The organism is Bacillus cereus (genome assembly GCF_002567495.1).
Taxonomy (GTDB): domain Bacteria; phylum Bacillota; class Bacilli; order Bacillales; family Bacillaceae_G; genus Bacillus_A; species Bacillus_A cereus_AQ.
On sequence record NZ_NVAP01000038.1, the window covers coordinates 194,772 to 219,808 of the forward strand.

Here is a 25,037-nt window from a genome sequence, read left to right on the forward strand (position 1 = left end):
AAACTATATAAAAAAGTATCATAAAATTATTATTGAATTACATTATACTGATTGATTATTTGCTAGATTCCTATGTTTTTCTTTTCTTAATACTGGTATATGAACAATCACAATTCCAAGTATAGTAATCCCTCCACCAATTATTGAAACGAAAGTTGGAACTTCCCCTAACCATATCCAAGCAACGAAACACGCAGTTACTGGCGTCAAATATAGCGAACTTGTTGCTTCAGAAGCACCAGCACGAGAGATGATATAGGCCAATGCAATATACGGAAGTACCGTTGGAAAGACACCTAAATATATAACGCTCAAATTCACTTCAATTGGAGATGCCAGTATTTCTTGATAAACTCCTGGTGAAAAAATAAGCATACATATAGTACTAGACAAAATTGTATATACGGTAAATGGTAAGAAACCGTACTTTTTTAAATACGATTTTTGAAAAACGAAAAATAAACTTTCCGAAACTGCTGCTAATAGTACAAATAATCCTCCACTATTTAATTGAATAGAATCTCCTTGACTGAATGATATTAAAGCAATTCCTATAAAACTAATTACACTACCAATCCAACCGTTTAATTTCATTTTTTCATTTAAAAAAACAGAAGCAAGAATTGCCGTTACTATAGGAGTGACTGAAACAATTAAACTTGCAGATCCAGCATTTACAGTTTTTTCACCGTAGTTTAATGCAATATGATAAATAGTAAATCCTAAAGCACCAAATATAAAAATTGCTGGAATATCTTTCAAATCAGGTAATCGGAGTTTGTATATAAAGGAAAACAGAAGAAGTATAGATGAAGCGATTAATAAGCGTAGTAATGTAAGATGCTCAGGTGTATAAGATTCAAGCCCCATACGAATTGCTGGAAAAGCAGTTCCCCATATTATAATCGTGAAAGCGTGAGCACATATGATTCGAAAATCCCATTTTTTATTAAGCATGTTTTCTCTCCCTCTCTAATAAATCAACTCGTTATTTATTACCAATTATTTCTTTTCATCATATTTAATAATTGATACAATGTCTTCAACCAGTTATGTATCGAAAAAACCAACCACTTTGCATTTTTTAAATAAACGAGGGAGTTTTTTTATATGACAACCGATAAAAAGGTGCCCAAATATCGGCAAATAATAGACTATATGAAAGAGAAAATCGAAAACGGAGAATGGCCAATTGGGAGTAAGATTCCTAGCCAGCGGCAGTTAGCAAAATTATTTCATGTAAATCGAAGTACTATAATAACGGCGCTAGATGAACTTATGGCAGATGGTTTAATTCAAGGACAAATTGGAGCAGGAACGATTGTAACGAATAATACATGGTCATTATTAGCGACTAATCCCCCGCCCGATTGGAGTGAATATGTAAAGGCTGGTATTCATAAACCAAGCAAATTAATGGTGCGAGAAATAAACGAAGCAGAAGCAAATAAAACACTTATCCATCTTAGTAAAGGTGAACTTGCACCTCATCTTTTCCCGCTCGAAATTATGCAATCTATAATAAAAAACGTCAGTGAGGAATTAGATTATTTCGGATACGAAGAACAAAAAGGGTTTTATCCGTTACGTGAAGCAATAAGCAAATACGTAAAATCATTTGGAATACACGCATCACCGAGTTCTATATTAATCGTCTCTGGTGCACTACAAGCATTACAATTAATATCAATTGGTCTTTTACATAGAAAATCAACCGTTTTACTCGAGCAACCTTCTTACTTATATTCACTTCATGTCTTTCAATCAGCAAATATAAATTTGTCCGGTATACCAATGGATCATCACGGTATTTTACCTAACGACTTATTAAAACGAATTAAATATAGTCAAAAGAAAAACATTTTATATACAATTCCTTGTTTTCAAAATCCAACGGGGATATTGATGTCCACAGAACGAAGAAAAGAAATATTGAAAATATGTGAAAAGGAGCAGTTACCTATCATTGAGGATGATATTTATCGTGAGTTATGGATTGATGAACCTCCCCCAGTTCCTTTAAAGTCGATGGATAAACATGGACATGTATTATATATTGGTAGTCTCTCTAAAACACTTAGTCCAGGACTTAGAATTGGTTGGATAATCGGACCAGAACCTGTTATTGATAGATTGTCAGATATAAAAATGCAAACAGACTATGGATCAAGTTCTTTATCTCAAAGAGTAGCTGCTGAATGGATAAATGAAGATTTTTATGAAGAACATGTAGCAAACGTAAGAATTCACCTAAAAGAACGAAGAAAAATAATGGTACAAGCTTTACATAAGTATTGTACAGATATCGCAACGTGGGATATTCCTAGTGGTGGATTTTTCATATGGCTAAAGGCTGTACCTAACATTCCGATGAAAAAACTATTTTCAGAAGCGCTATCAAAAGGAATTCTTTTAAATCCAGGACGTATTTATGAAGAAGAAACAGATCAGTACATACGTTTATCGTATGGATATGCTTCACCAGCACAAATTACTTACGGGATTAAATCGCTCAGTGAATTAATCCGTAAGTTAATGGCATAACAAAAACTCCTCTTTTTCTATAGAGGAGTTTTTATGTATCTTATTTACCACAATCTCATTTCTTGTCCCAATAAAATAAGTTCTTCATAAGGATCACCGTTAATGTTTAATACTTGAGCAAAAGCAGGTTCTGTTTTTAAACCGCTCTCTTTTAACTGAATTACTTCTTCCCTTATATGTGGATGTTGCATTAATAGCATGTGCTCTACTATCATATGTCTATATGCATTTTGATTACGTACTGGCTTAGGCTGCGCAAATAATTCAAATTCAAAACCTTCAAATTTAAAATTAGCCCTTATCGATTCAGTATCTTTAATTTTTGACTTTTTTATTTTGAATCCTTCATAAGAACCATATAAAGATCTCATTTCCTGTTCAAAAACATTAAAGTTATATACTTCCATTACTATATCTAAGTCAGATTGAGGAGTATCAATTCTTATAGGGATTGTCCCGCAAAGAACTGGACTATACAAAACTAAATCCTCCATTATTTTTAGTTCATTCAAAACATCATATATTTTTTGTTGCTTGTCATTCCCAGATTGTAAATATGTAATAGATGTAAACATTGAAGTTTCTCCTTCATTTAACGTAATAATCAGCTCACTAAATTTGAAAAAACATTTAAATCACTGGATTTTGTTCTAGGAGTACCTTTATTTCAATATATTAAGCCGAACTAACTATATTTTTCAACTTTTCTCCTATACTGCAATACTATAAAAATAAAAAAGGAGGAATTATTATGAGCTTTTTCAGCATTCTTTTAACCATACACATACTATTTGGAACAATATGCTTAATCACCGGTATTGTAGCGATGGTTGCTCAAAAGAAAAAAGGAAAACATACGGAATGGGGTGAAATATACCATGCATCCTATGTTGTCATCACCCTTACTGCGATAATATTATCTATTATCAATTGGGATAAAATCGCATATTTATTTTATGTAGCAATTTTATCTTATTCATTTGCGATTTATGGATACCTTGCACGAAAAAAACGTTGGAAAAATTGGCTCCATCACCATATTAGAGGTATGTTAGGTTCTTATATAGGTGCAGTCACCGCACTTTTAGTAAATGTCGGCATCCATATTCCCGTTATAAATTTACTTCCGCCAATATGGTTTTGGTTTTTACCTACCTTAATTGGTATCCCCCTCGTAGCCAGTGTATCAAAAAAATATAAAAAGCGTAGTAAAAATTAATTACATTTTGATTACTTTCTGACAAAACTTATGAAAAATTATCATCAATATCGGATTGTATCAAGTTCGGCAAATAGAACAACAAAAAAGAATCCAATATGTTTAGTGGATTCTTTTTTGTTAATTACTCTCTTAAGAATAATACTTTTTATTCATGATTTTTTATATCTAATACTGAATGTAAACGATCCGGATAATTCGTAAACATCCCATCGACTCCCCATAAAATTAACTTTTTCATATCCTTTTCATTATCTACTGTAAACGGATGTACTTCTAATCCGTGTTGCTTTATCTTCTTTACATAAGCGGCATCAATATATTTGTAATTCATACCAAGACCTATGCAATACTTTTTATACTTTTCTATCTTTGATTCAGTTAATTGAACTGCTTTTTTATATGGTAATAATTGCACCAGGGCTATATTAACATTTAAGCTATGAATTTTTTGCAAACTTTCTTCACTAAATGATTGAATAATAACTTTATCCTGTATTTCGTAGTGATTGATCATTTCTAATAACTTTTCTTCCATTCCTGGATATTCATCAGGTGATTTCGTTTCAATATAATAGTTTGCGTTATGCCCAAACGTTTCAATAATTTCTTCAAGTGTTGGAACTTTAACGTTTTCAAATTCTTTCTTTGCTGAGTTCGGGTACTTTTCATTATAAAAAGAGCCTGCATTTAGTTGCTTTATTTCTTCTAATGTATGTTCTTTCACTAACCCAGTACCATTTGTTGTACGGTTTAATGTTTCATCATGCATAGCCACTAAATGTCCATCTTTTGTCATTTGGAGATCAATTTCTATATAATCTCCATTCATTTGTTGTCCTAATTTATATGCTGCTATTGTATGTTCAGGTGCATAGGCAGAAGCGCCTCTATGTGCGATGTTTTTTATATGATTTGATTGATTAATAGCCTTAGTATACTTAAATTCATTTGTTTTCTGAAAAACAAAGATACTTAATACTATAAAGGCACAAATGATTGTAACGAGATACATCTTTTTCATAACGACTTATAAGCTCCTATATGAAGTTTTAAATGCAAAGTTATCTATTAATAATTGTTTATAATTCATCAATAGTTCTCCTTTTCATAAAAGTAATACTCGAATCCTTCTATATTAAATATAACATATTAGAAATTCATCCTTTTCTATAGAAAATTCATCTTTGAATCTTGCTCTGTCTTTTAAAACAATTAAAAATGATATAACGTTGTCGGAATGAAAAAAGTGGTATATAATAAACATTAACATTACTAGTAATTATTTTAGGTATTCCTAGAATAAAGGAGCGATACATATGAAAATTACTATTTATTTCGGAAGTCATGAAGATCAAGATGTTCGTACTATGGACTGTCATTTAGATGTAGAAGATACAGAAGAGATTGTTTCTGTATCTTAATATAAATAGTTAGGGTAAACCCTATTCCCTACAGCGTTTGAGGCACCTTTTATAGGTGTCTTTTTTGTTGTTTTTTCATCAAAAACCCTTTACTTTATAGCGTTTTAATAGTAAAATATAAATATACGAACAAACGTTCTTTTTATTTTAAACGTACATGAAGGGATGATTTTAACAATGGCTCCATTAAAGCGCAGAGGAAGAAAAAAGCAAGCACCTATTATTTCAAATACAGGCTTTATCGGCTCTGTCTTTATTGATACATTGGAGTTACAAAAGAAATCCTATTATTTTGCTCGTAAAAAACTCCAAATCGTTCATCATGTTTTAGACGGTCTTTCTGGAGCAACGAGTTCGCTATTTAAAGAACATAACATTTCAGCATACATGTCATGTGTGTATTTACATAAACAAAAGAAAATTGGTTTTGTTCTTTCCACGAAACCATTCGAACAAAGTGATGGCGTTGCGTATTTTGTAAATTATTTAATCGAAAAGAATTTTTACGGCGGCCATGACGAAGATGTAGAATATCAAGAAGTATTTAATACGGGTTTTATCGGTGTAGTATTCGCTGATTTATCTAGTATAGATCGCTTTAATTTCGAGTTTGAAATGGGTATGCTAACGAAATTAATGAAAGATATGATTATTCCGGTTAAAGAACTCTTTTTACGCCATAATGTACCGGCTTACATCTCCTCTTCTCATTTAGAAGAACAAAACAAATTAGGTTTCGTTCTCTCTGTAAAGCCATATGATGAACGCGCTGAAGCAGATTTATATTTTGAAGCGTATTTAAAAGAACGTGGATTATTTATTGGTGATGAAGAAGATGATATTGATAAGATTGTTATTAGAAAAACAGCTGAATTACGATAGAAAAGCGCAGGATGGTAATCCTGCGCTTTTTATAATTTATGAAACTGATTTACCAAATAAACGGTATTAGTTTTTTTGTTTTCTGTTTATACACTGTAAATTGTTCTCCATACTTTTTCTGTAAGTAAGCATCAGATTTTGGAATATATTCAAAAATAAATACAAAGAACAGGCCTAGAGGTATAAACAAACTATAAATATTGCTAGAGATAAATGCTAAACCTAACACCCAAAGGCAATCCCCCAGATAATTAATATGAATCGCATATTTAAATAAACCGCCTGTATATAGCTTACCTTGATTTACAGGATTGTCTTTAAAGGATTTTCTAAGTAGCTCTGAAACTGTGTTTAACATACTTCCTCCTAAAAATAATATCCAACCTATTGTAAGTAATATTAAATTAGGATCCTGATTACTAGTAATCATTAAGATTGGAAAACCTAAATAATAAATTCCAAAAGCAATACTGTTCATAATGGCTTCTTGCCATGAAATCCCCCTAGGCAACCATATAAACATCATAGCTGTTAATCGTAAAGCGGTGATAATTAAAGCTATAAACAGCCCTATTGAAATGCCTGGTTTGAAATAAGTAATGAAAAGCAAGTAAAACGCAATGATTAGATAGATAATCCCAGTAACTAAAATTAATATTTTTTCTTTCATTGTTGGCCGGTTTATACCATACATTGTGATACGCCCCTTCCTTTATTCATTTTATAGGAAAATATACTTCTATGATATTATTCTCCTCCTGTGTGCTATAAGGATTCGTTTTATAAACTTCAAACGGAGCGCCATTCAGTTTATAGTTATTTTCTTCAATCCAAACATGTAGCTTTGTATGAATATAAGGTAATTCTTCGTAAGAACCAATAAGCGTAGCCATTGCGCAAAGACCGGGATTAAACACTTTTGTTTTATTTGTGGCTTCTGCAAGGGGAATCGCAATTTCCACATCATAATTTTCAGGTACATATTCTGAACTATGGAAAATAGCAAGTGGTTTTGCAATAGGTAATAAATTTTCAAATGAAATTTTACTAAACAACTCATTAAAGTGCGTTAGGAAATCAGCGGTATTAATTTGTTTTCGCTGAGATAATATATTATAGGTTAAGTGATTTACAAGATTAATCTCAATATGATTTAAGTAACCTATGATACTTTCCTCTGCATCTAATTGTTGAATATCAAGCTTTAATTTTTTTAATAAAGTAGAATAATATGTTATCTGCTGTGTTAGATTTTCTTGTTTGGCTTTCATTTTAGAGTTAAGCAATTCAGTATTCTCCCGATTTTCTAAAATATCCTTAATTTCTTCCAGCGAAAAAAAATAAGTTTTTAATCGTGTAATCAATAAAGCTATTTCTAATTGGAAAATATCATAGTAGCGATAGCCATTCTTAGTATCTATGAAAGCTGGTTTTAAAAGCCCAATTTCATCATAATAGCGCAGCGTCTTCATTGTAAGATGAGATATTTTTGAAAATTCTCCAATTGAAAGCATAACACTCACCCCCTGTAATTAATTATTTTAAATATATTGCTTCCTGTAAGGGGAAGGTCAATCAATAAAGTTAAATTTTCTTATTGTATTTAGGAACGATATTTATCCCCCTCAACCTACAATTTTAAAGTATTCTCCAAAACGAATATGTAATCTTTTCAAAATTGTTCATGGGAAATCAGCCCATTTTTTCGTTTTATAGTATTTGCATTTCTTAGCTTAAAAAATGTAGCAGTATGCATTCTATAAATAATCTAAGATCTACTAAGCGCTATAATCTTTCGAATGAACTTCTAATATGAAACGATTCGATGAAACTTTAATTACTATTAAATATAAGATTCCCCCTACAATTGTAATCATGTAGGCTGGGATATAATTTAATAATAGACCGGATAGCGCCATTGCTAAAGGAAGCATCATTTTACCTATACTTAATCCAATGCTGAGAACTCTCCCTCTATATTCATCAGGAATCTCTTTTTGCATGAAATAAGCTATAGGTATATCAATAAGCACTATAATTAGCCCTAAAAAGAACATAACAACACAATAGGTAATAACGTATACAAAATCATTTACCTCAAAACTTTTGAATAAAACTGGAATTCCTGAAATAATCATAAAAACCGCCAACATAAAGCTTAACTTTTTCAAAAGATAAGCGTAAGAAAAACGATCGGTTATCTTTTTTACTAAAATCGCACCAATTATCATGCCTACTGGAAAAGTCCCTTGAATCATACCAAATTGTTTAGAACCAAGATTGAGAACTGTATTAATAATGTATGGCAATGGAACAGTTACAGCAAACCCTAAGAAGAAATTAAGTGAAATTAAAATACTGAACGTATTTTTTAAGCTTTTCCGCTCCATTAAGTAAGAGTATCCCTCCTTTATATCTTCAATAAAATTAATTTTTCTAATTGAACATTCCTCATTTATGTTTTGCTCAAACAATTTAAAGTTAATAAGTAATATGGAAATAGCCGAAAGGATAAATGAAATACCGTTTATAATTATAAAAATTTTAATATCAAAGACTGCAAAAACAATACCACCTAACATAGGACCTAGAATTAAAGATATAGAATCGATAATTTTACTTATAGAGTTAATACTCATTAGCCTCTCTTTGGAGACGATATTTGGTTTTGCAGCTTCTAATCCTATTCCAAAAAATGTTGTAAATACCGTTATAAGAAAGGTAGTAGCATAAATGGTGAATAAGTCTAATCCATAATTGCTGCTAAATATATAAACAGTAATTAATAAGCCTCCACTTAGTAAATCCATACAAATGACCAATTTCTTTTTATCAACTTTATCTGCAATTACACCAGCAAATGGATTCATAACAATCATTGGAATAGTCCCTAAAATAAGCGTAATTGCGAAATTTAATGCTGATCCGGTTATTTGTAAAACATATAACCCTAATGCAAAATTATAAATAGAGCTACCAAATATTGATACTGTTTTCCCGAATGAATAGAGACACATATTTCTTAGTTCTTGATTAATTTTTACGTTTTGTGAATGCATTAGTAAGCGCCCCATAATTTCCCTCCTGTTTAACTTTATATTACATACAGTGTAAATTCTCGGGTAAACCCAATATCAATATGCTCTTATAAAAAAAATTTAAATAAAAAATTAAAAAAGATGGGGTTAACCCCACCTTTTTCCTAAAAATGAATATGTATAGATTTCTTCTCCTTTGACAAAGAAATCTTCGTATTTCCCGCCCCGTTCTAAATACTTAGAGGTTCTTTCACCAATGGACTGAAACTGTAAATTTTGGATTTCTCTCTTAACTTTTGCAGATGTAAAATTCTCTCGGAGTCTAGGTGCAATTTGGCTATTTATACTGAATTTATTAAATAAAATAAATGAACTTAATAAATAACAATTAGGTTTAAAAAGGTAATTTAATTCGCGTAATAAAAACTCCTCATGTTCAAAATTATAATTACTTGTACCTGATTGATCAATTACAATATCAGCAGAATAATTCTGAATAGGAATGTTTAGAAAGTCAGCACAGATAAATACAATATTTCTTTTCACAGTTCTTCTCTCAATTACATCTTTTAAAAGTAAAAGTTTATTCAAATCTCGATCAACTGCAATGTATAAACAATCTTCTGGTAGTTCTTCATAAATATTTCGTAAAAAGAACCCAAGCCCCGATCCTAAATCAAGTAATATCTTGTTATTTAAATCTAGCTGTATTAGTTTCTTTTTTGCCCATTCGCCGCCTCTTTGTATATTCTCCAAAAAGGTAGTATCCGTTTCATGGATATAATCTGAAATAGAATCTTCAAGTGATTTCCTTTCATACGCCTCAAGTGATTTTCCAGCTGTTAAAACTCCGGAAGTAATCGCGTATTCTTCACCACAATTACAAATTAATTTCCCCTCAACAATTTGATTTTTATTAATAATGCCATCTTCAAGAATTAAATTTCCGTTACACTTAACACATTTAAATAAATGAAGTACTTTTAAATCTACCCCCAAAATTGAACTCGTAATTTCAGTTTCTATAGATAAATTATTTAACGCTTTCTTTAATTTATCTTTTCGTTCCTTTAAGGTTTTTATTTCTTGTTCAACCTTTTCATATTTTACTTTAAATAAAGATTGATAAAAAATATCCTTTTCATAGTCTAACGATTTCCCTAAATTTTTATAAAGAAACAGTTCTTTAATTTCATTCAAGCTAAACCCTAGCCATTTGTACTCTAATATAAGTTCTATATCCTTTTGACAATACTCGTCAAAAAAATAGAGACTTCCTTTTTTCTCGGGAATAACGAGTCCGAGGTCCATATAATGTCTAATCGTATCTACACTTACATTATTTACTTCTGCAAACTTACTGATTTTCATCCTAATCACTACCATTTATATATTTGTTTATACATACTTCTTTATTATTTTAAAAAATCCTTTCATCTCCCTATATAAAATTATTTATGCTATGAAAAAGATGTAATTAATTTTAGGGTTTCTCCACATATCCATCAAGCTAAGCTTATATAAGTTTAGCTACTCTTTTTAATCTTGAGTTTAAAAAAGAGTAGCAGGTAGTACGGTTATGTCTATATATCCAAAAAACTTAAAATTAAACTATGAGTTCATGAATAAATTAAAAACTGTGGCGTAAGTACGACAGTTTTTTTCCTTTTTCATTTGGTTGGACTATGTAAGGTTACGTACTTTAACTGTAGAGGACTTGTACTACCCGTTCATATTAATTTCATAGACGTTTAGGATATTGTTTTATGGGAAGTGTTCTTGCTATGGAATCGAGATTGTACATATAGATGGACGTGATTCAAGTCAAAAAAGGCACTCCTAGGAGCGCCTTTTCTTTGACTATTTTATATGTGCAAGCGTTTTCGAAATTTATTGGATATAAATTGATGTACGCATTGTATTAAATGGTGCATTTATAGATGTCTTTTGGTACTCAAAAGTTCCTTGTTGGTGTCCAGAAGCATCCCATTTATAATACCAGCCAACGATTGGTCTTCCGCCAATTATAGTGGAATCAATACTCTTTACATTAGAACCATTCATTTTAGCAAATGGGTTTTGGCCATAGCCCATTTCTTTCGTTGTAATATATAAGTATTTTCCCCCGTGGTTACGTGATGTGCTAAAACTGTTCTGATTAATTGTTTCTACCCCGCCTAGCTCAGACTCTACTTGTACGACGTTTAGTGAAGTAAGTGGTGCTGCTGGTCCGGCTGAAGCTTCTGTTGCCATTCCTAATCCAACGAACGCTGTGATCGCTAACGATGAAATCCCTAGTGCTGCTTTTTTAAACATAAAAAACATCCCCTTCCATCTATTGTTTTCTCTTACATTGCCAATATAATCCTAATAACATTATATGTAAATGGGTTGTAACTGTAGAAATATTAGAAAGAATATTCCGATTTATGTAGATTAAAAAAATATGACTTTCAATAACTTAATCACAGGATAATACAATAATCCGATAACAAGATCATCAAATTATTGTTAATATTAGGGTATAAATATTTTGAAGGAGTCACTTTCTATGAGGAGATTCACGTGGTTATCTTATGTAGCACTTATAACTAGTCTTTATCCAATACTGTATTATCAAATGTCTAAAAAATATGAACAGGATTATGATCTGGAATTGTCTCCTTGTGAACCAGTGTGGTTGGTTCTTTGCTTTATCAGTCCATTCCTTAGCTTGGCTATTATCTATTTGGGTAAAATACAAAACGATGTGAGAAAAGAATTAGGAGTAAAAGAAGAAAACCCGTGGATGTATCGGACAAGTATCATTATCATTCTGCTTACTGTCTTTCTATATCTGACTCAAGTATCGAAATAAATATATAAAATATTAAAACTTGCTGTTTCATGGATAGGAAATGTAGTATTCATGCAATATTACATTTTAAATTAGAATATATTGATGTATAATGATTAAGAACTGATCAACTTTTTTCGTTAAAGATAGTCATCAATCTCTAACTACCTAATGACCTCAAATAAACGCTATTCAAGTCATTTTAAGAGGTACAAAAGACGCCCGCATGGGCGTCTTTTGTATAAAAACACCTTATATACTATAAGGTGTTTTCTTATTTCCTTTATCTAGAATTCCTCTATTTGAACAGTAAAATGTGACTTGAACTTTACCTCGATTGTTTTGTTTTCTACACTGCCTTGGACATATAAGGAGTCATTACAGGTATAGATTCGTTTCGCCGATTCAATCTCGGCTTTAAAGATACGGATATTTTGTAGATTCCTTAGTACAAGTTTTTCAATTGATACTGGGTTAATGGGAGCCATCAATCTCTAAGCTCGATGGAGATATGGCGAGATCCCATTTCAATTTAATTAAATAAAAAACCCGTGAATCATTCACGGGTTTTACTTTAATAACTAATTGCTATTGTTCCCTCACCTGCATGAACAGCAAATGAAATTGGTAATGGATATAGTTTGAAATCCATTTCGGGGAATGCTTGTCTAATATCTGCAATCCATTCTTCCGCTCCAGCTTTATCGTTAGCATGGAACATATGAAGTACTTTTGGTAATTCTTTTTCAAGTTCATTTTTAATATATTCTCGACATTTTTGGATTTTACGAACTTTCTTTTCAAGTAAAAGCTCTCCACCTTTTACTTCTAATATTAAATTCACACTTAATAAACTTCCAAGTAAAAATTGGATGCCCTTTACACGACCACTCGCATATAAACCTTTTAAACTCTTTGGGAATACATGAAAAGGTCTTCTTTTTTCATCTACTAATGTTTTGTGTATATCTTGTAAAGTCATACCATCATTGTATAACGATTTCGCTTTTCTAATTAATTCATCCATTGGATAACTTGTTGTTTCACTGTCTAATACAGTTAATGGAAAACCTGCCATTTCTGCAGCTAACTTCATATTTTGATAGGTTCCACTTACTTTTCCGCTAATAGCAACTGCAAATCCTTCTTCATATTCTTCTTTGCATTTCGTAAATAACTCTACCATTTCCCCGATATTAGGTTGTGAAGTAGTGACTGTTTTACCTTCGTTTAACGCATTATAAACACGTTCACGTACACCTTCTTCACAATCTTTGTACGACATTCCATCAATAATAACTTCGATTGGGATAACAAAGTTATCTCCTTCTGTTTTAAAATTCGCAGTTGTACTATCAGTAATCCAAGCAACACGCTTCATGTTGTTCCTCCCTTAATTCAATTCCTCTTTTCTAATTTTTCTATATATTTATGTTATGAAAAGAGAATATCCCTGTAATAGTAACAGGACTTGATTGTTTTGGCTATAGTAGATGCGTATTAAATGTGACTATTTCTTGTCTATTTCACAAATAAAAAAGAAAATCAAGGAATTTGCTCGATTTTCTTTTTTATTATACATTATTTAAAAGTTTCATTATCTAAAATTACAACATAATCATTCGTTAATCTTCCTGCCTCTTTTGTATAACTAACAAGCCTTTGTATATTATCACAGCAAATTTTCGCTCCCCATACGAGTAACGGTACGCCGATAAAGTCGATGTGGAACCTTCTAGAAAATAGACCACCAAAAGTCATTGGTAAAGGCACTGTTGGTGATGTATTAGAAAAAATAATCTTTTCATGGCTTTGATAATGTTTTTGTAGAATCTCACCTAAATGCTTCATCGCAGGTACAACGACTTTTGATGCACCACATCCAATCGTATATACTGGATTTCCATGTTCATCTATGCCATGAAAAATAATTTTCCCCATATCTTCTGTTCTCAATTTATTAAAGTAATCTACATTCAAAATCTCTTCTTTCGTTAACTTCCGATCCGTTGGTAATTTATTTAAATGATACGCTGCAGCTAGTGATGTTGTATGCGTTCCACCAAAATCTGTGTAAATGTATATCATATTATCATCCCTTGTTGTAAAAGTTCAATGTTATTTAGTATTACCGTTCGCAACAATGTTAAACAAGGGATGAATGTATTTATACTTTTTGTGTTAATTCATTATATTTTTTCCAAATATAATAACGTCTACTAATCACGGTGCCTAATGTAATACATAAAAATGCATTTGTTACAACCATTAACGTCTGGTGCGTACTACCAGAAAACATACTTTGTTTAATTATAATTTTTGCTCCTAAAATAACAAGAAGTATTATTGTACTTACCCAATTTCCTTTTCGTAGTACATGACCTGTTTCACTATCTAATCGAAATGTTAAAGCTTTTCCTCGTATAATTCCAATACCTAAGCCAATTCCAAGCATTACAACAAACAGTAGTCCTTGCAGCAAAGTTATTTGTCCCATATGAATAATGGACTGAACTGTTACAAAGCACAATAAAGCCGGAATGAGCCAAATACGGTTTATTTTCACTTTTCGTTCTTTACCTTGCATTAAAACAATAATAAGAATAACAAGTAAAATATCCATTTAAAATCCTCCTATATAGTTGTTTATCTATAAAAATTATATTCTCCTCTTTTCATTCCATACTTGAAATACGATAGCTACTTTCAAGTGTAAGATGGAAAATGTGATTTCTCATCAGTCTTAAGCATTATTTTTAAAAATAAAAAGACGTACGAGTAAAGAGTACGCCTTCAATAACTTTATTAATATATTTATAAACTCGTTTAAATTTTTATTTATCAACTAATTCTACATCTTTAGAATTAGTTTTTTCTAATACTTGAATGTTACATTTAGTAGCCAGTTTTAAAAAGGTTTTATAAATAAAATATCCAAAAATAGAGCCTAAAACGTTACAAGTTACAAATTACATCATCGATATCGGTAATGCGTACCACGCCACTAAATAAAGACTCAATTAATTGTAACAATTCAATACTAACTGATATAGCAAATCCTAATAAAATAGTATTTTTGACCTTTTTATATTTATCCCATAAAATTGGTGCTAAAAATCCTAAAGGCATTAATAATTAAATATTCCCGCCTACATTTCTTACAATTTCATCTACTTTTTGATATGCTCGAATTTTTATATCTATGTAATTAAATACCTTTTTCTATTTCTGCCAATAATTTTTCAGGTCCTGAACCTTTATTTGAAACAATAACCAATGTAATTCCTAAGTCTGGATATACAGCTGAACGAAAACTCACCCCTGGGTCATAACCCATGACATGGTATTTAAAAATATTATTTTGTCTTGTTTCAATCCATATTCCATAGCCGTAAAATTGTGTATTATTTACTTGAAGGTGAGGAGTTAAGAATAACTTTGAATATTCTTTTCCTAAAATTTTATTATTAAATAGTGCCGCCCAAAATTTCAACATGTCTGATGCAGTAACATATGCACCTCCATCAGCACCTCCTTTTATTGGTATAGAGTAGGCGTTTGTTCTCCAATTTTGGTTAGTTTCGTCCTTTATATATCCTAGAGCTGTATGTCTTGGTAATTTATCTAACGAAAAATAGCCAGAATCATTCATGCCAATCGGATTAAAAATATTTTTTCTATATACTCCGTAAATTCAAGTCCCGTCTGTTCTTCTATTATTAATCCAAGTATGATAAAACCTGCATTGTTGTAGTGAAACTTACTTCCAGGCGCAAACATCATATTACTGTTTTGGAATAATGGTAAAAAGTCTTTTAAGCTCTTTAATAGATACATAGGTGTTTGTTTCCAAAGATCTTCGAAGTTATCCATAATACTTTCATCAAAATAATCTGGTATACCAGCGCTATGCGTTAGTAGTTGATGTATTGTAATATCTTCATCAAAGTTTGGAAATTTTATCTCTAGACAATCTTTTAATTTTGTATGAAAAGAAATAAAACCTTTTTCAACAAGTTGACAGATGCCAATTGCAGTGAAAATTTTACATCCTGAGGCAATGCCGAATCTTGTTTGTATCGTATTGTTTATCCGTTCATTCCGATTTGCATAGCCAAACGCTTCTTCACAGACTAATTCTTTTTCTTTTTTAACTAAAACAACTCCTGAAAATTCTATATTCTGATGTATTACTTTTACAATATTCTCTATTTGATCTTTTGTATTTATCACGACAACCCCCTTGTCTTTCCCTATTATAGTTCTTACCCCTTATTATTTTTCTTTATAAAGGGGTAAGGAACCTTCAATTCATAAATTATTGATTAAAACAACAAATATCATTTAGAGTTTATTGATTCAGAGAGATACACCTTGGACTTAGATGGTAATAAAGTAAACACACACAATACGATAGTTATAAATAACATTACGACTACTCCTATAATAACTACAGTTTGAATGGAAATGAACTGAGTCGCAACACCGGACAATATTGTAATAAAAATTGTTACTAACGCCATAATAAGCCCGTATATACTCCCAATCCGTCCCATTATATGAACAGGAACGTTGTTTTGATAAAATGTGTAAAACCCTGTATTTGCATATGCCATTGAGAAAGATAAAATAAAGAAACCAATAGCAGCTATTAAAAATACATTTGAAAAAGCATAAATTAAATAACCAATTGCAATGAATAATGATCCTATTCCAATTAGAAATGAAGGCGTTAATTTCTTTGACAAAATTGTATTTGTTATGGCACCTAATATATAGCCTGAACCAGCTATACTAACTAGAAAACCGTATTCACTATCTGTTAACAATAAAACTTCTTTCGCAAACGATAATTCGAGTGAATCAGTAGCAGTCGCTAATACGAACATACTTTGAAATAAGAAATACACACATACGACATACACATGTTTTCTACTAAAATTTATAACAGTGCTCCAATCTTTTTTTAATACTGTAAGGGATAATGTATTACTAGTTGTATCCGAATCTTTTTTCTTATCAAGATTAGGTAAAAGTAATGTAATTAATCCTGATAACAGAAATGCTATAGCATTCATATATATAGCAACCTCTGGTGTACTTACTATTAATAATACTCCCGCTATCGCTGGACCAATTAAAGATGCTCCAGATCCTATTAAACTACGTAATGAGTTGAAACGTTGTCTTTGTTCTACTGGAATTAATTTCGTCATATACGTCGTAGCAGTTGGCTCATAAATTGCATTGGCCATACTTATAAAGAATACGAATGCATAAACAATCCAAAGTGATGGAAGCAAAGGTAAAATAGCGATAAATACCGCACGATATATATCGAGGTGAACCATTAACTTCCGTTTATTTAAACGATCAATCATACTCCCAGACCAAGCGTTTGTAAATAAGATGGCTAATGGTTTTATTACATATAAAGTAGCAACAGCTAAGGCTGAGCCACCCATATTATAAACTAGTACATTAAGCGCTATTAAGTAAATCCATGCACCTAAATTCGCAATACCAACTCCGGACAGTAGTAATAAAGGATATTTCCAATCTTTAAGTAAGTTTTTCATTTTTGGCCCCCGCTTTCCAAATTGTTTTAAAACAATAAAAAAATCCCACCCCCAAGACTTTTAGTCTTAGGGACGAGATTTATAATCGCGGTGCCACCCTAGTTTATTAATATGTCGCCATATTAACCTTATCAGGTACTGCATTATTTTCATGCTTATACCTTAGCTCTATAACGGGAGCTCCCGTCACACCATCCCCTACTAATAGGTTCCGATGTGCTGCTCAGAGGCTTGGTTCAATAAAGAATTTTTACTCCTTTTCAGCTACATGGAGCTCTCTGTAAAAAATTCATTTTATTTACTCTTCTCTTCACTGCATTTGTTTTTTCCATATTATCACATATGCATTTAACTGTAAATAAACAATAATCAGATATTTAATAACGTGTCACTGTTAGTTCTCTTATTTATTATTTTTTCTAAAAATTACGGTGCGTGAAATTACTTACAACTCTAAAGAAAGAGCTATTTGCATATAGCTCCTTCCAAATGCCCAAATTAATTCGTATTTGCCTCAGCTAACGGTTGTAACGGTGGTTCTAATTCTAGTTCTAGTGTATCTCCTTCTCGTAAATCTTGTCCTTTTTCAATACTTTGGCTCGTTACATAACCCGTACCAGAAGTTTTCAAATCTAATTTCAAAAGCTTGGAGAAATACATAATATCACGCATGGACCAACCTTTTACATTTGGCATTTGTGCGTTATTCCCTAATAAAAATATACGATCTCCTTCACTCATTACCTCGCCAGACTGTGGATATTGTTTTATTATTTTTCCTTCTCCTAAAATTACTGGCTGTAGCTTCTCTTTCTCTACACTTTTCTCTACTGTACCCATCGATTGATTTACATAATTTTGTACTTTTAATTGAGATTGTTTCGTTGCATCAGCTATTTGTTTTTCTGTATACGGTTTCACCTTTAAATATTCAAGGCTGTTTTTTATAACAGGTTTAAATATTTCAGCAAGAGGCTGAGCTCCATACTCATTTCCTTTTAACTTTGGTTGCTTAACAGCTAAGTATACGATTAACTCCGGATCATCAATTGGAGCCATTCCTAAAAAGGAGAAAATATAATTATCTTTCCCTTCCATATATCGGCCGTTTTCAGGATTCGGGATTTGTGCTGTTCCTGTCTTACCCCCAATTGGATAACCATCCACTTTATACATTGTACCAGTTCCTTTTGAAGATGTTATAACACGCTCCATTAAGCTTCTAACCTTGTCCGCTGTTTCTTTTTTTATCGGATTCCCAATTTCTTTCGGTTGATTTTCCATAATAACTTGTTTGTTTGTTGGATTTACAACTTTATCAACGATATATGGTTGCATCATTTTCCCGTCATTTGCTATAGCGGTAGCTGCTTGGATTAATTGAATAGGAGTTACTGTAGAACCTTGACCGAAAGAAGTTGTGACTTGTTGAATTTGCGTATTTAATAACAAAGTATTTTTACTTTCACCAGGTAAATCTATTCCTGTTTTTTGATTAAATCCAAATTTATTCATATATTGCTTAAATTTATTTGGTTTCAGTAACTGATCTTCTAAAATAGAAAAAGCTACGTTTGATGATCTTTCAAAACCTTCATCAAATGTAATTGATCCCCATCCGAATCCACCATTATGATCTTTTATATCAGATGCACCAACGGAATATTTTCCAGATTGAAAATATTCTTTTCCGTTATATACACCTTCATTAATGGCAGCTGCTAACGTAAAAACTTTCATTGTTGAACCTGGTTCGTATGCATTTGCAATCGGATCATTTAAAAAGTATTCGATATCACCTATATTAGGATTGTAACTAGGTTTACTAGACATCGCTAAAACTTTACCGGTTTTTGGATCAGCAATAATTCCAATTAACATAGAAGGATCATAATGCTCTTGTGCTTTGTTCATCGCTTCTTCTAAAAAGCTATTAATTTGTTTATCAAGCGTTAGATATACGTTATTCCCATTTTTAGCAGGCTCTACCTTACCTATATCATTCGTAAGCGGAATCCCCCTTCGTGTACCCACATATTCTATATTCCCGTTTGTAGAGCGCAAATATTTATCCAAACTCTTTTCAAGCCCAAACTTTCCTTCCGTATTCCCTTTATCATCTGGTCTAGCAAAACCAAGTATATAGGACGCAAAATCTTCATTTGGATACACTCTTGCTTTTTCCGACATAAAAGATACACCTGGTATTTTCAAATTGTTGATTTTTTCCTTCGTTTCCCTAGATAAGTTCCGACCAATTTTTCCAATTTCAACTTGCGTACGCCCTTCATGAAAGTTTTTTAATATTTCTTCTTTATCAATTTCAAGCGCATCAGCTAATTGTTGTGCAGTTTCATCTTTATTTTTCACTTTATCTTTTCCTTTTAAATTCACAACAACTCGATACGTTGTAGAATCTTGTACTAGCACCTTCCCGGTTTGGTCATAGATAGTGCCACGATTCGCTTCTAAAACACCTTTTTTATTATGTTGTTCATCCGCGAGATCCTTTACATTCACATTATGCACGACTCCTACTGCCTGGATATAGAATATACGCAAGATCATAATAAGAAACAAAGCAATAAAAGCAATCATCATATATCGAGCGCCTTTATTCGTTTGAAGTTTTTGCATACTTATCTCCTTTCTTTTGGGATTGATTTATACGAAGATACGGTTTGAAATTTGTAGTTTTTGTTTGCGATACTATATGTTTCGAAGTTTTCTTTTTAATTCCTTTAAAACAATGCGAAACTGACTATTGTTATTTTGTGTTTTTATTTTTTTATTTAAAATACGGTGCGTGAAATTTCAGAATATTCATCAGTGAAACTTGAATGTATAGCACTCTAAACTCTTTTCTTAGTTACTATAAAAAAGTTCCCCTCTGGATGTCCAAAGGGGAACTTTTTTATAAGAAAATTACGCGATATGGTTATATTTCGCTAAGAAAGGAATTCGTCTCGCTACTAATGCATACATTTTGAATACAAATTTCGCTATTGGCTCAAACATACGTGTACTTTGCATTACTAAACCGCTCGTAACAAATGTTAAGAAAGCTGCACCAAGTATATCTAAAGGATAATGAACACCTACATACATACGTGATATACCGACTAACACTGCCCATAATAGCGCGATATATTTCAGTTTTTCTCCTCTAAGAATAAATACGAAGGCGATTGAAAATACAAGTACAGAATGATCACTAACGAATGATGAATCTGCTGCATGTGGTACTAATTGATGTACATCATGTGATACAAACGGACGCGGATGGTAATATACCGCGTGTATAAGAACGTTTACTAATAATGCAATAATAACCGAAAGCGTCGTATATAAAACTGTATATTGTTTTCTAATTGCATTCTCTTTCTTTCCATTATTAAACCATAAGATAAGCATAAATAGAATGGCTACGTATACAGCGCTATTTGTAATAGCAACCATTATCGTATCTAATAGTTTGGATGAATCAGCAAAATTATTAAACCACTGAAATACTGTGTAATTCATAATACTCTCTCCCTACTTACAAGTGTTCTTGATTTACACAGTATACAATACCATTATGAAAATGGGCTTAAACTTTTCTCATCTAATTCTCATTTTACTATTACTCATTTGACAATTATAAAACAAATTTTATACGCGATTTATGTATAAAGCTCGTAAACCGTTATAATAAGGCTGTTCGTATTCTTTTCATGTTTGGAATACATAACATATCTATTTAAATATAATAATTGCAAAATCATATTTTTTAATTCATTTGAAGTACAATATTTCCGAATTGTTCTCCTAGATCCATACGGCTTAGCGCACTAATCGCTTCTTCTAACGAGTAAACCTTATCAATAATTGGTTTAATTTGATGTTTTTCTATAAACTTTATCATCTCATTAAATTCCTCACGGCTACCCATGGATGTTCCCGTAATATCTATTTGATTATAAAATAATGCGCGTAATGGTAATTCAATTTTATCTCCTGAGCTTGCACCAAAATTCACAATTCTTCCATTTGGTTTTAATACATCAAAATATTTCAAGAAAGTTGCCGGGCCTATACTATCTATTATTAAATCTACTTTTTCACCTTGTAAGCTCTCGTCCCAATTTCCGGTACTATTAAAAGAAATATCTGCACCATATTTTTCAGCCAGTTCCCTTTTATTCTCTACCCTTGAAGTAACGCTCACTTTTGCGCCAATTGCTTTCGCGAATAACATGGCAAATGTAGCTACACCACCGCCTATTCCCGGAATTAAAACATGTTCACCGCACTTCAATCTACCCTTTGTAAAAAGTGCTCTATATGCTGTTAATGCGGATAAAGATAAAACACCTGATTCTTCCCAAGTAAGATATGACGGCTTCTCTACTACATTTTCAACTGGTACAATTACATATTCAGCAAACGTCCCATCTTTCGGCCCACCTAACACCTCTGGTAACTCTGGTACTTCGGTAATGTTATCCCATCCAATACTAGGATTAATAATAACCTCGGTATGTAGTAAAGTATTTGAAACACCTTCTCCAATTTCTGTAACAATACCTGCACCATCTGATCCTAAGATTAAAGGTAATTGCATTTCTTTTCTATTATTCATAATAAATAAATCCCGATGATTTAAGCCTGCTGATTTTAATTTCACTTTAACTTCCCCATTATTAAGTGTTCTCTCAGGTGATATTTTATATTCTACACCGTCAAATCCAGTTTTATATTGATGTACGATAGCTTTCATTATAATTCCCCCTTAATAATTTTAATGTACTAGAAATTTCAAAATAAACAAAATGATTTGATCGTAAAAAAAGAAGGGATGCTTTTTGGCATCCCTTCTTTGATTGCTTATGTTATTATACAAGGTAATGTAATCGTAACGATTGTTCCTTCGTTTTCTTTACTCTCTATTTGAATAGTTCCGTTATATTTTTCTACAAGTCGTTTTGCAATAGACAAGCCTAGCCCGTTTCCACCTTGTTTTCGACTTCTCGCTTTGTCAACTCGATAAAATCGATTAAGAACAAATGGTAAATCGGACTCAGGTATTCCCGCTCCATGATCTATTACACGAATTTTAACTTTCCCTGATTGTAAACTGGATTCTATGCAAATATATTTATTAATTTCTTTTGTATACTTAACTGCATTATCCATTATGATAATAATAATTTGTTCTAAGTAAGATGATGGCATTGACACATAAGCTGCATCATCCCCAAATTTCATATTAAATTGAAAATCACTTTGAAGTACTATAAAGTTTTGTGTAACATGTTTTAATACGCTATTTACATGGACTGGCTCAGATGCAATTGGATGCATTTGTTCAGATTCAGCTCTTGATAGTTCTAGCAATTCTGAAACTAATTTATTTAAACGATCTACTTCCTTTAAACTAGATTGAAGAGATTTATCTAATACTGCTGGATCATTTTTCCCCCATCGGTTTAACATCGCTAAGTGTCCATGAATAATTGTTAACGGTGTTCTTAGTTCATGAGATGCGTCTTCGACAAATTGTTTCTGTTGTGTAAAAGAAGTTTCTACTTCATCCATCATCTCATTAAAGAGAAATGATAATTTTGCAAGCTCATCATTATTTTCTCGTACTGGAACCCGTTCATTAAGTCCATTTTTTTTAATACGTTTCATCGTATCTGTTATATTTTGGACACTTGATAATAGTTTCTTCGTTATAAGTATCCCGCCTAAAAAACTAAATATCAATCCGAATATTCCAGCAATAGCCATTACCACTAAAATAATTTTTAATAAATGATCAAATGTCTCTAGGTTTTTCGTAAGTTCAATAGTACCAGTAAACTCTTTCGTTTTAATTGGTATGCGCTTAACTAATATTCGATCTTCTAAATGCCTTTTTATAAATGACTCATCTTTTATAACCTGTTTCGGCTTTATCCATGTTTCATTAAAATCTCGTGAAACAGTAATAATCGGCTCCCCATCCATGTCAATAATACGAATCATTTGATGCTTATCAATCATATTGTTTAGAAAATCTTTACTGTTTTCAAATGTTTTACTCGAAAGGGTATCATTTTTATCTTGGAAATATGCCGCTATTTCCGTCACTTGCCTATTTATTTGTTTCTGTTCATAATCTATAGTCCACTTATTGATTACAATAAACTGCAAAGCACTATATAAGATGAATAAAATAAATACTAATGTAGTGGACCAAAGTGTTAGTTTCCACTTTATAGGTAGATTTCGAATTCGAAACATAATATTTTTTATCATTTCATTATATATCCCGCACCACGGACTGTTTGGATATACTCCTCCTTATCTACACTATGTAACTTGTTTCGCAAATAACGAACATATACATCAACGATATTTGTCTCAACAATTGCATCATATCCCCATACTTGGTCCAGTAAAATATCACGAGTAAGTACGCGATTAATATTTTTCATAAACATAAGCAATAACTCGAATTCTTTATTTGTAAGTTCAATTTCTTCATTTCCTTTAGTTATAGTTCGAGATTCAATCTGAAGTTGCAAATCTTTGAATGTAAGAAATGAAACCTGCTTGTTTTCAATATGTTCTTCTCGTCTAAATATCACTCTCATACGTGCTAACAGTTCTTCAATTGCAAATGGTTTCGGAAGATAATCATCCGCCCCACTATCTAAACCTGTCACACGGTCCATAATACTATCACGAGCAGTCAGCATAATAATGGGTGTATTTTTAGTCGCTCTTAGTCGACGACATACCTCTAGTCCATTTAATCCAGGCAGCATTAAATCAAGCAAAATGAGATCGTAATTCTTTTCAAGTGCTGCGCTTAATCCGTTTCTTCCATCAAGTTGTATATCTACTTTGTACCCTTCATATTTTAGTTCTAATTCTAAAAAATCCGCTAAACTTTCTTCATCCTCTATAATTAAAATGTGTTGCAACTGTAGTTCCTCCTAGACGATTAAATGAATAAATAATCCTATTCCAAATATAATTGCAATGATTTGATGCACTTTTCTATACATCATAAATTTTTCTTTCTTATTTATTTGTTGTAAATAAAACCCAACAATCCCTAGTACGATTAAGGCTAATAGAGAAAATATACCACTGTATATGAGGAAAATGTGACGACTTCCTTTTATTAAAAAGTAAACACCGTGAGTAATCGTAACAGCTATTACAGCGTAGCCAATTAATACATGAAACTTTTTTGCGAATAGATACACTTCTTTAATTTTTTTAAATCCTTGTATATTTTTCTTCTTTAAAAACAACCATATATACCGCAACAACCATAATGAAGCAGCGATAATCGCCCCATATTCACCAAAAGAGCCTAATTTTTTATTTAACCATTTTACATTCAGTACATTGCCGTACGTAACATTAATAAATAGCATCCCTACACTACAAATAATAATAGTAATGCCTATAATTTTAACACACACATGGAAATATTTATTTCTTAATATCTTCTCCATTTTATTTAATCTCCTT

The 25,037-nt window shown here is 31.6% G+C and carries 21 protein-coding genes, 2 pseudogenes and 1 other annotated feature; of the genes and pseudogenes, 3 read left to right on the forward strand and 20 right to left on the reverse strand.

The genetic code is table 11. The features are described from left to right. Positions 1–42 precede the first annotated feature (42 nt). On the reverse strand, positions 43–957 hold the full coding sequence (locus COK05_RS17840) for a DMT family transporter (RefSeq protein ID WP_098613646.1): 915 nt from the start codon (positions 955–957) through the stop codon (positions 43–45). 153 nt (positions 958–1,110) lie between these two features. Here COK05_RS17840 and pdxR point away from each other — a divergent pair, with 153 nt between their 5' ends. After that, positions 1,111–2,544 (forward strand): MocR-like pyridoxine biosynthesis transcription factor PdxR, encoded by a 1,434-nt coding sequence (pdxR, locus tag COK05_RS17845; protein ID WP_098613647.1) that lies wholly within the window; start codon positions 1,111–1,113, stop codon positions 2,542–2,544. A gap of 44 nt (positions 2,545–2,588) precedes the next feature. On the opposite strand, the gene COK05_RS17850 is transcribed toward pdxR, so the two are convergent. Beyond that, positions 2,589–3,119, reverse strand: a complete 531-nt coding sequence (locus tag COK05_RS17850; RefSeq protein ID WP_098613648.1) for a DUF4269 domain-containing protein — start codon at positions 3,117–3,119, stop codon at positions 2,589–2,591. Positions 3,120–3,295: 176 nt separating this feature from the next. Here COK05_RS17850 and COK05_RS17855 point away from each other — a divergent pair, with 176 nt between their 5' ends. Beyond that, positions 3,296–3,763 carry a DUF2306 domain-containing protein gene (locus tag COK05_RS17855; protein ID WP_098613649.1) on the forward strand — a complete coding sequence of 156 codons (468 nt, stop codon included), beginning with the start codon at positions 3,296–3,298 and terminating at the stop codon, positions 3,761–3,763. Between the two features lie 148 nt (positions 3,764–3,911). On the opposite strand, the gene COK05_RS17860 is transcribed toward COK05_RS17855, so the two are convergent. After that, complete coding sequence (locus COK05_RS17860; protein WP_098613650.1) at positions 3,912–4,787, reverse strand: glycerophosphodiester phosphodiesterase; 876 nt, start codon at positions 4,785–4,787, stop codon at positions 3,912–3,914. A 577-nt stretch (positions 4,788–5,364) separates the two neighbouring features. On the opposite strand from COK05_RS17860, the gene COK05_RS17870 reads away from it, so the two are divergent. Next, a complete protein-coding gene (locus tag COK05_RS17870) occupies positions 5,365–6,069 on the forward strand; it encodes a hypothetical protein (RefSeq protein ID WP_098613651.1) in 705 nt (234 codons plus the stop codon). A gap of 49 nt (positions 6,070–6,118) precedes the next feature. On the opposite strand, the gene COK05_RS17875 is transcribed toward COK05_RS17870, so the two are convergent. The 17 genes and pseudogenes from COK05_RS17875 to COK05_RS17965 all read right to left on the reverse strand — a co-directional run bounded on the left by COK05_RS17875 (position 6,119) and on the right by COK05_RS17965 (position 25,021). Continuing rightward, positions 6,119–6,763, reverse strand: a complete 645-nt coding sequence (locus COK05_RS17875) for a methyltransferase family protein (protein WP_098613652.1) — start codon at positions 6,761–6,763, stop codon at positions 6,119–6,121. A gap of 22 nt (positions 6,764–6,785) precedes the next feature. Continuing rightward, positions 6,786–7,583, reverse strand: a complete 798-nt coding sequence (locus COK05_RS17880) for a MerR family transcriptional regulator (protein WP_098613653.1) — start codon at positions 7,581–7,583, stop codon at positions 6,786–6,788. Positions 7,584–7,847: 264 nt separating this feature from the next. Further along, on the reverse strand, positions 7,848–9,143 hold the full coding sequence (locus COK05_RS17885; RefSeq protein ID WP_098613654.1) for an MFS transporter: 1,296 nt from the start codon (positions 9,141–9,143) through the stop codon (positions 7,848–7,850). A gap of 111 nt (positions 9,144–9,254) precedes the next feature. Beyond that, entirely contained in the window at positions 9,255–10,478 is a 1,224-nt protein-coding gene (locus COK05_RS17890; protein ID WP_098613655.1) for a methyltransferase domain-containing protein, read from the reverse strand. A gap of 519 nt (positions 10,479–10,997) precedes the next feature. Beyond that, positions 10,998–11,423, reverse strand: coding sequence for a DUF4879 domain-containing protein (locus COK05_RS17895; RefSeq protein WP_000472916.1), 426 nt, complete (start codon positions 11,421–11,423; stop codon positions 10,998–11,000). Between the two features lie 1,094 nt (positions 11,424–12,517). After that, complete coding sequence (locus COK05_RS17910) at positions 12,518–13,324, reverse strand: DegV family protein (RefSeq protein WP_098613658.1); 807 nt, start codon at positions 13,322–13,324, stop codon at positions 12,518–12,520. 200 nt (positions 13,325–13,524) lie between these two features. Then, complete coding sequence (locus COK05_RS17915; protein ID WP_098613659.1) at positions 13,525–14,031, reverse strand: DUF3189 family protein; 507 nt, start codon at positions 14,029–14,031, stop codon at positions 13,525–13,527. A gap of 79 nt (positions 14,032–14,110) precedes the next feature. Next, on the reverse strand, positions 14,111–14,566 hold the full coding sequence (locus COK05_RS17920; protein WP_098613660.1) for a DUF1453 family protein: 456 nt from the start codon (positions 14,564–14,566) through the stop codon (positions 14,111–14,113). Positions 14,567–14,777: 211 nt separating this feature from the next. Continuing rightward, positions 14,778–15,108 (reverse strand): annotated as a pseudogene (locus COK05_RS17925) (VanZ family protein); the annotation flags it as partial. A 43-nt stretch (positions 15,109–15,151) separates the two neighbouring features. Continuing rightward, positions 15,152–16,176, reverse strand: a pseudogene (locus COK05_RS17930) (serine hydrolase domain-containing protein). A gap of 107 nt (positions 16,177–16,283) precedes the next feature. Continuing rightward, on the reverse strand, positions 16,284–17,522 hold the full coding sequence (locus tag COK05_RS17935) for an MFS transporter (protein WP_098613661.1): 1,239 nt from the start codon (positions 17,520–17,522) through the stop codon (positions 16,284–16,286). 65 nt (positions 17,523–17,587) lie between these two features. Continuing rightward, positions 17,588–17,845: a binding site (T-box leader), on the reverse strand. 175 nt (positions 17,846–18,020) lie between these two features. Next, entirely contained in the window at positions 18,021–20,159 is a 2,139-nt protein-coding gene (locus tag COK05_RS17940) for a penicillin-binding protein (RefSeq protein WP_098613662.1), read from the reverse strand. A 288-nt stretch (positions 20,160–20,447) separates the two neighbouring features. Then, positions 20,448–21,047, reverse strand: coding sequence for an undecaprenyl-diphosphatase (locus COK05_RS17945; protein WP_098613663.1), 600 nt, complete (start codon positions 21,045–21,047; stop codon positions 20,448–20,450). Between the two features lie 247 nt (positions 21,048–21,294). Next, on the reverse strand, positions 21,295–22,284 hold the full coding sequence (locus tag COK05_RS17950; protein ID WP_098613664.1) for a zinc-binding dehydrogenase: 990 nt from the start codon (positions 22,282–22,284) through the stop codon (positions 21,295–21,297). Positions 22,285–22,391: 107 nt separating this feature from the next. Beyond that, entirely contained in the window at positions 22,392–23,807 is a 1,416-nt protein-coding gene (locus COK05_RS17955; RefSeq protein WP_098613665.1) for a HAMP domain-containing sensor histidine kinase, read from the reverse strand. Further along, a complete protein-coding gene (locus COK05_RS17960) occupies positions 23,804–24,478 on the reverse strand; it encodes a response regulator transcription factor (protein ID WP_098613666.1) in 675 nt (224 codons plus the stop codon). Before COK05_RS17960 ends, COK05_RS17955 begins: the two co-directional genes overlap by 4 nt. Positions 24,479–24,490: 12 nt before the next feature. After that, entirely contained in the window at positions 24,491–25,021 is a 531-nt protein-coding gene (locus COK05_RS17965; protein WP_098613667.1) for a hypothetical protein, read from the reverse strand. Positions 25,022–25,037 lie beyond the last annotated feature (16 nt).

What these genes read in the sequence shown, in the direction of transcription:
- COK05_RS17840 (WP_098613646.1), bottom strand. Translation starts at nt 957, where the DNA reads ATGCTTAATAAAAAATGGGATTTTCGAATCATATGTGCTCACGCTTTC.
- pdxR (WP_098613647.1), top strand. Translation starts at nt 1,111, where the DNA reads ATGACAACCGATAAAAAGGTGCCCAAATATCGGCAAATAATAGACTAT.
- COK05_RS17850 (WP_098613648.1), bottom strand. Translation starts at nt 3,119, where the DNA reads ATGTTTACATCTATTACATATTTACAATCTGGGAATGACAAGCAACAA.
- COK05_RS17855 (WP_098613649.1), top strand. Translation starts at nt 3,296, where the DNA reads ATGAGCTTTTTCAGCATTCTTTTAACCATACACATACTATTTGGAACA.
- COK05_RS17860 (WP_098613650.1), bottom strand. Translation starts at nt 4,787, where the DNA reads ATGAAAAAGATGTATCTCGTTACAATCATTTGTGCCTTTATAGTATTA.
- COK05_RS17870 (WP_098613651.1), top strand. Translation starts at nt 5,365, where the DNA reads ATGGCTCCATTAAAGCGCAGAGGAAGAAAAAAGCAAGCACCTATTATT.
- COK05_RS17875 (WP_098613652.1), bottom strand. Translation starts at nt 6,763, where the DNA reads ATGTATGGTATAAACCGGCCAACAATGAAAGAAAAAATATTAATTTTA.
- COK05_RS17880 (WP_098613653.1), bottom strand. Translation starts at nt 7,583, where the DNA reads ATGCTTTCAATTGGAGAATTTTCAAAAATATCTCATCTTACAATGAAG.
- COK05_RS17885 (WP_098613654.1), bottom strand. Translation starts at nt 9,143, where the DNA reads ATGGGGCGCTTACTAATGCATTCACAAAACGTAAAAATTAATCAAGAA.
- COK05_RS17890 (WP_098613655.1), bottom strand. Translation starts at nt 10,478, where the DNA reads ATGAAAATCAGTAAGTTTGCAGAAGTAAATAATGTAAGTGTAGATACG.
- COK05_RS17895 (WP_000472916.1), bottom strand. Translation starts at nt 11,423, where the DNA reads ATGTTTAAAAAAGCAGCACTAGGGATTTCATCGTTAGCGATCACAGCG.
- COK05_RS17910 (WP_098613658.1), bottom strand. Translation starts at nt 13,324, where the DNA reads ATGAAGCGTGTTGCTTGGATTACTGATAGTACAACTGCGAATTTTAAA.
- COK05_RS17915 (WP_098613659.1), bottom strand. Translation starts at nt 14,031, where the DNA reads ATGATATACATTTACACAGATTTTGGTGGAACGCATACAACATCACTA.
- COK05_RS17920 (WP_098613660.1), bottom strand. Translation starts at nt 14,566, where the DNA reads ATGGATATTTTACTTGTTATTCTTATTATTGTTTTAATGCAAGGTAAA.
- COK05_RS17935 (WP_098613661.1), bottom strand. Translation starts at nt 17,522, where the DNA reads ATGAAAAACTTACTTAAAGATTGGAAATATCCTTTATTACTACTGTCC.
- COK05_RS17940 (WP_098613662.1), bottom strand. Translation starts at nt 20,159, where the DNA reads ATGCAAAAACTTCAAACGAATAAAGGCGCTCGATATATGATGATTGCT.
- COK05_RS17945 (WP_098613663.1), bottom strand. Translation starts at nt 21,047, where the DNA reads ATGAATTACACAGTATTTCAGTGGTTTAATAATTTTGCTGATTCATCC.
- COK05_RS17950 (WP_098613664.1), bottom strand. Translation starts at nt 22,284, where the DNA reads ATGAAAGCTATCGTACATCAATATAAAACTGGATTTGACGGTGTAGAA.
- COK05_RS17955 (WP_098613665.1), bottom strand. Translation starts at nt 23,807, where the DNA reads ATGATAAAAAATATTATGTTTCGAATTCGAAATCTACCTATAAAGTGG.
- COK05_RS17965 (WP_098613667.1), bottom strand. Translation starts at nt 25,021, where the DNA reads ATGGAGAAGATATTAAGAAATAAATATTTCCATGTGTGTGTTAAAATT.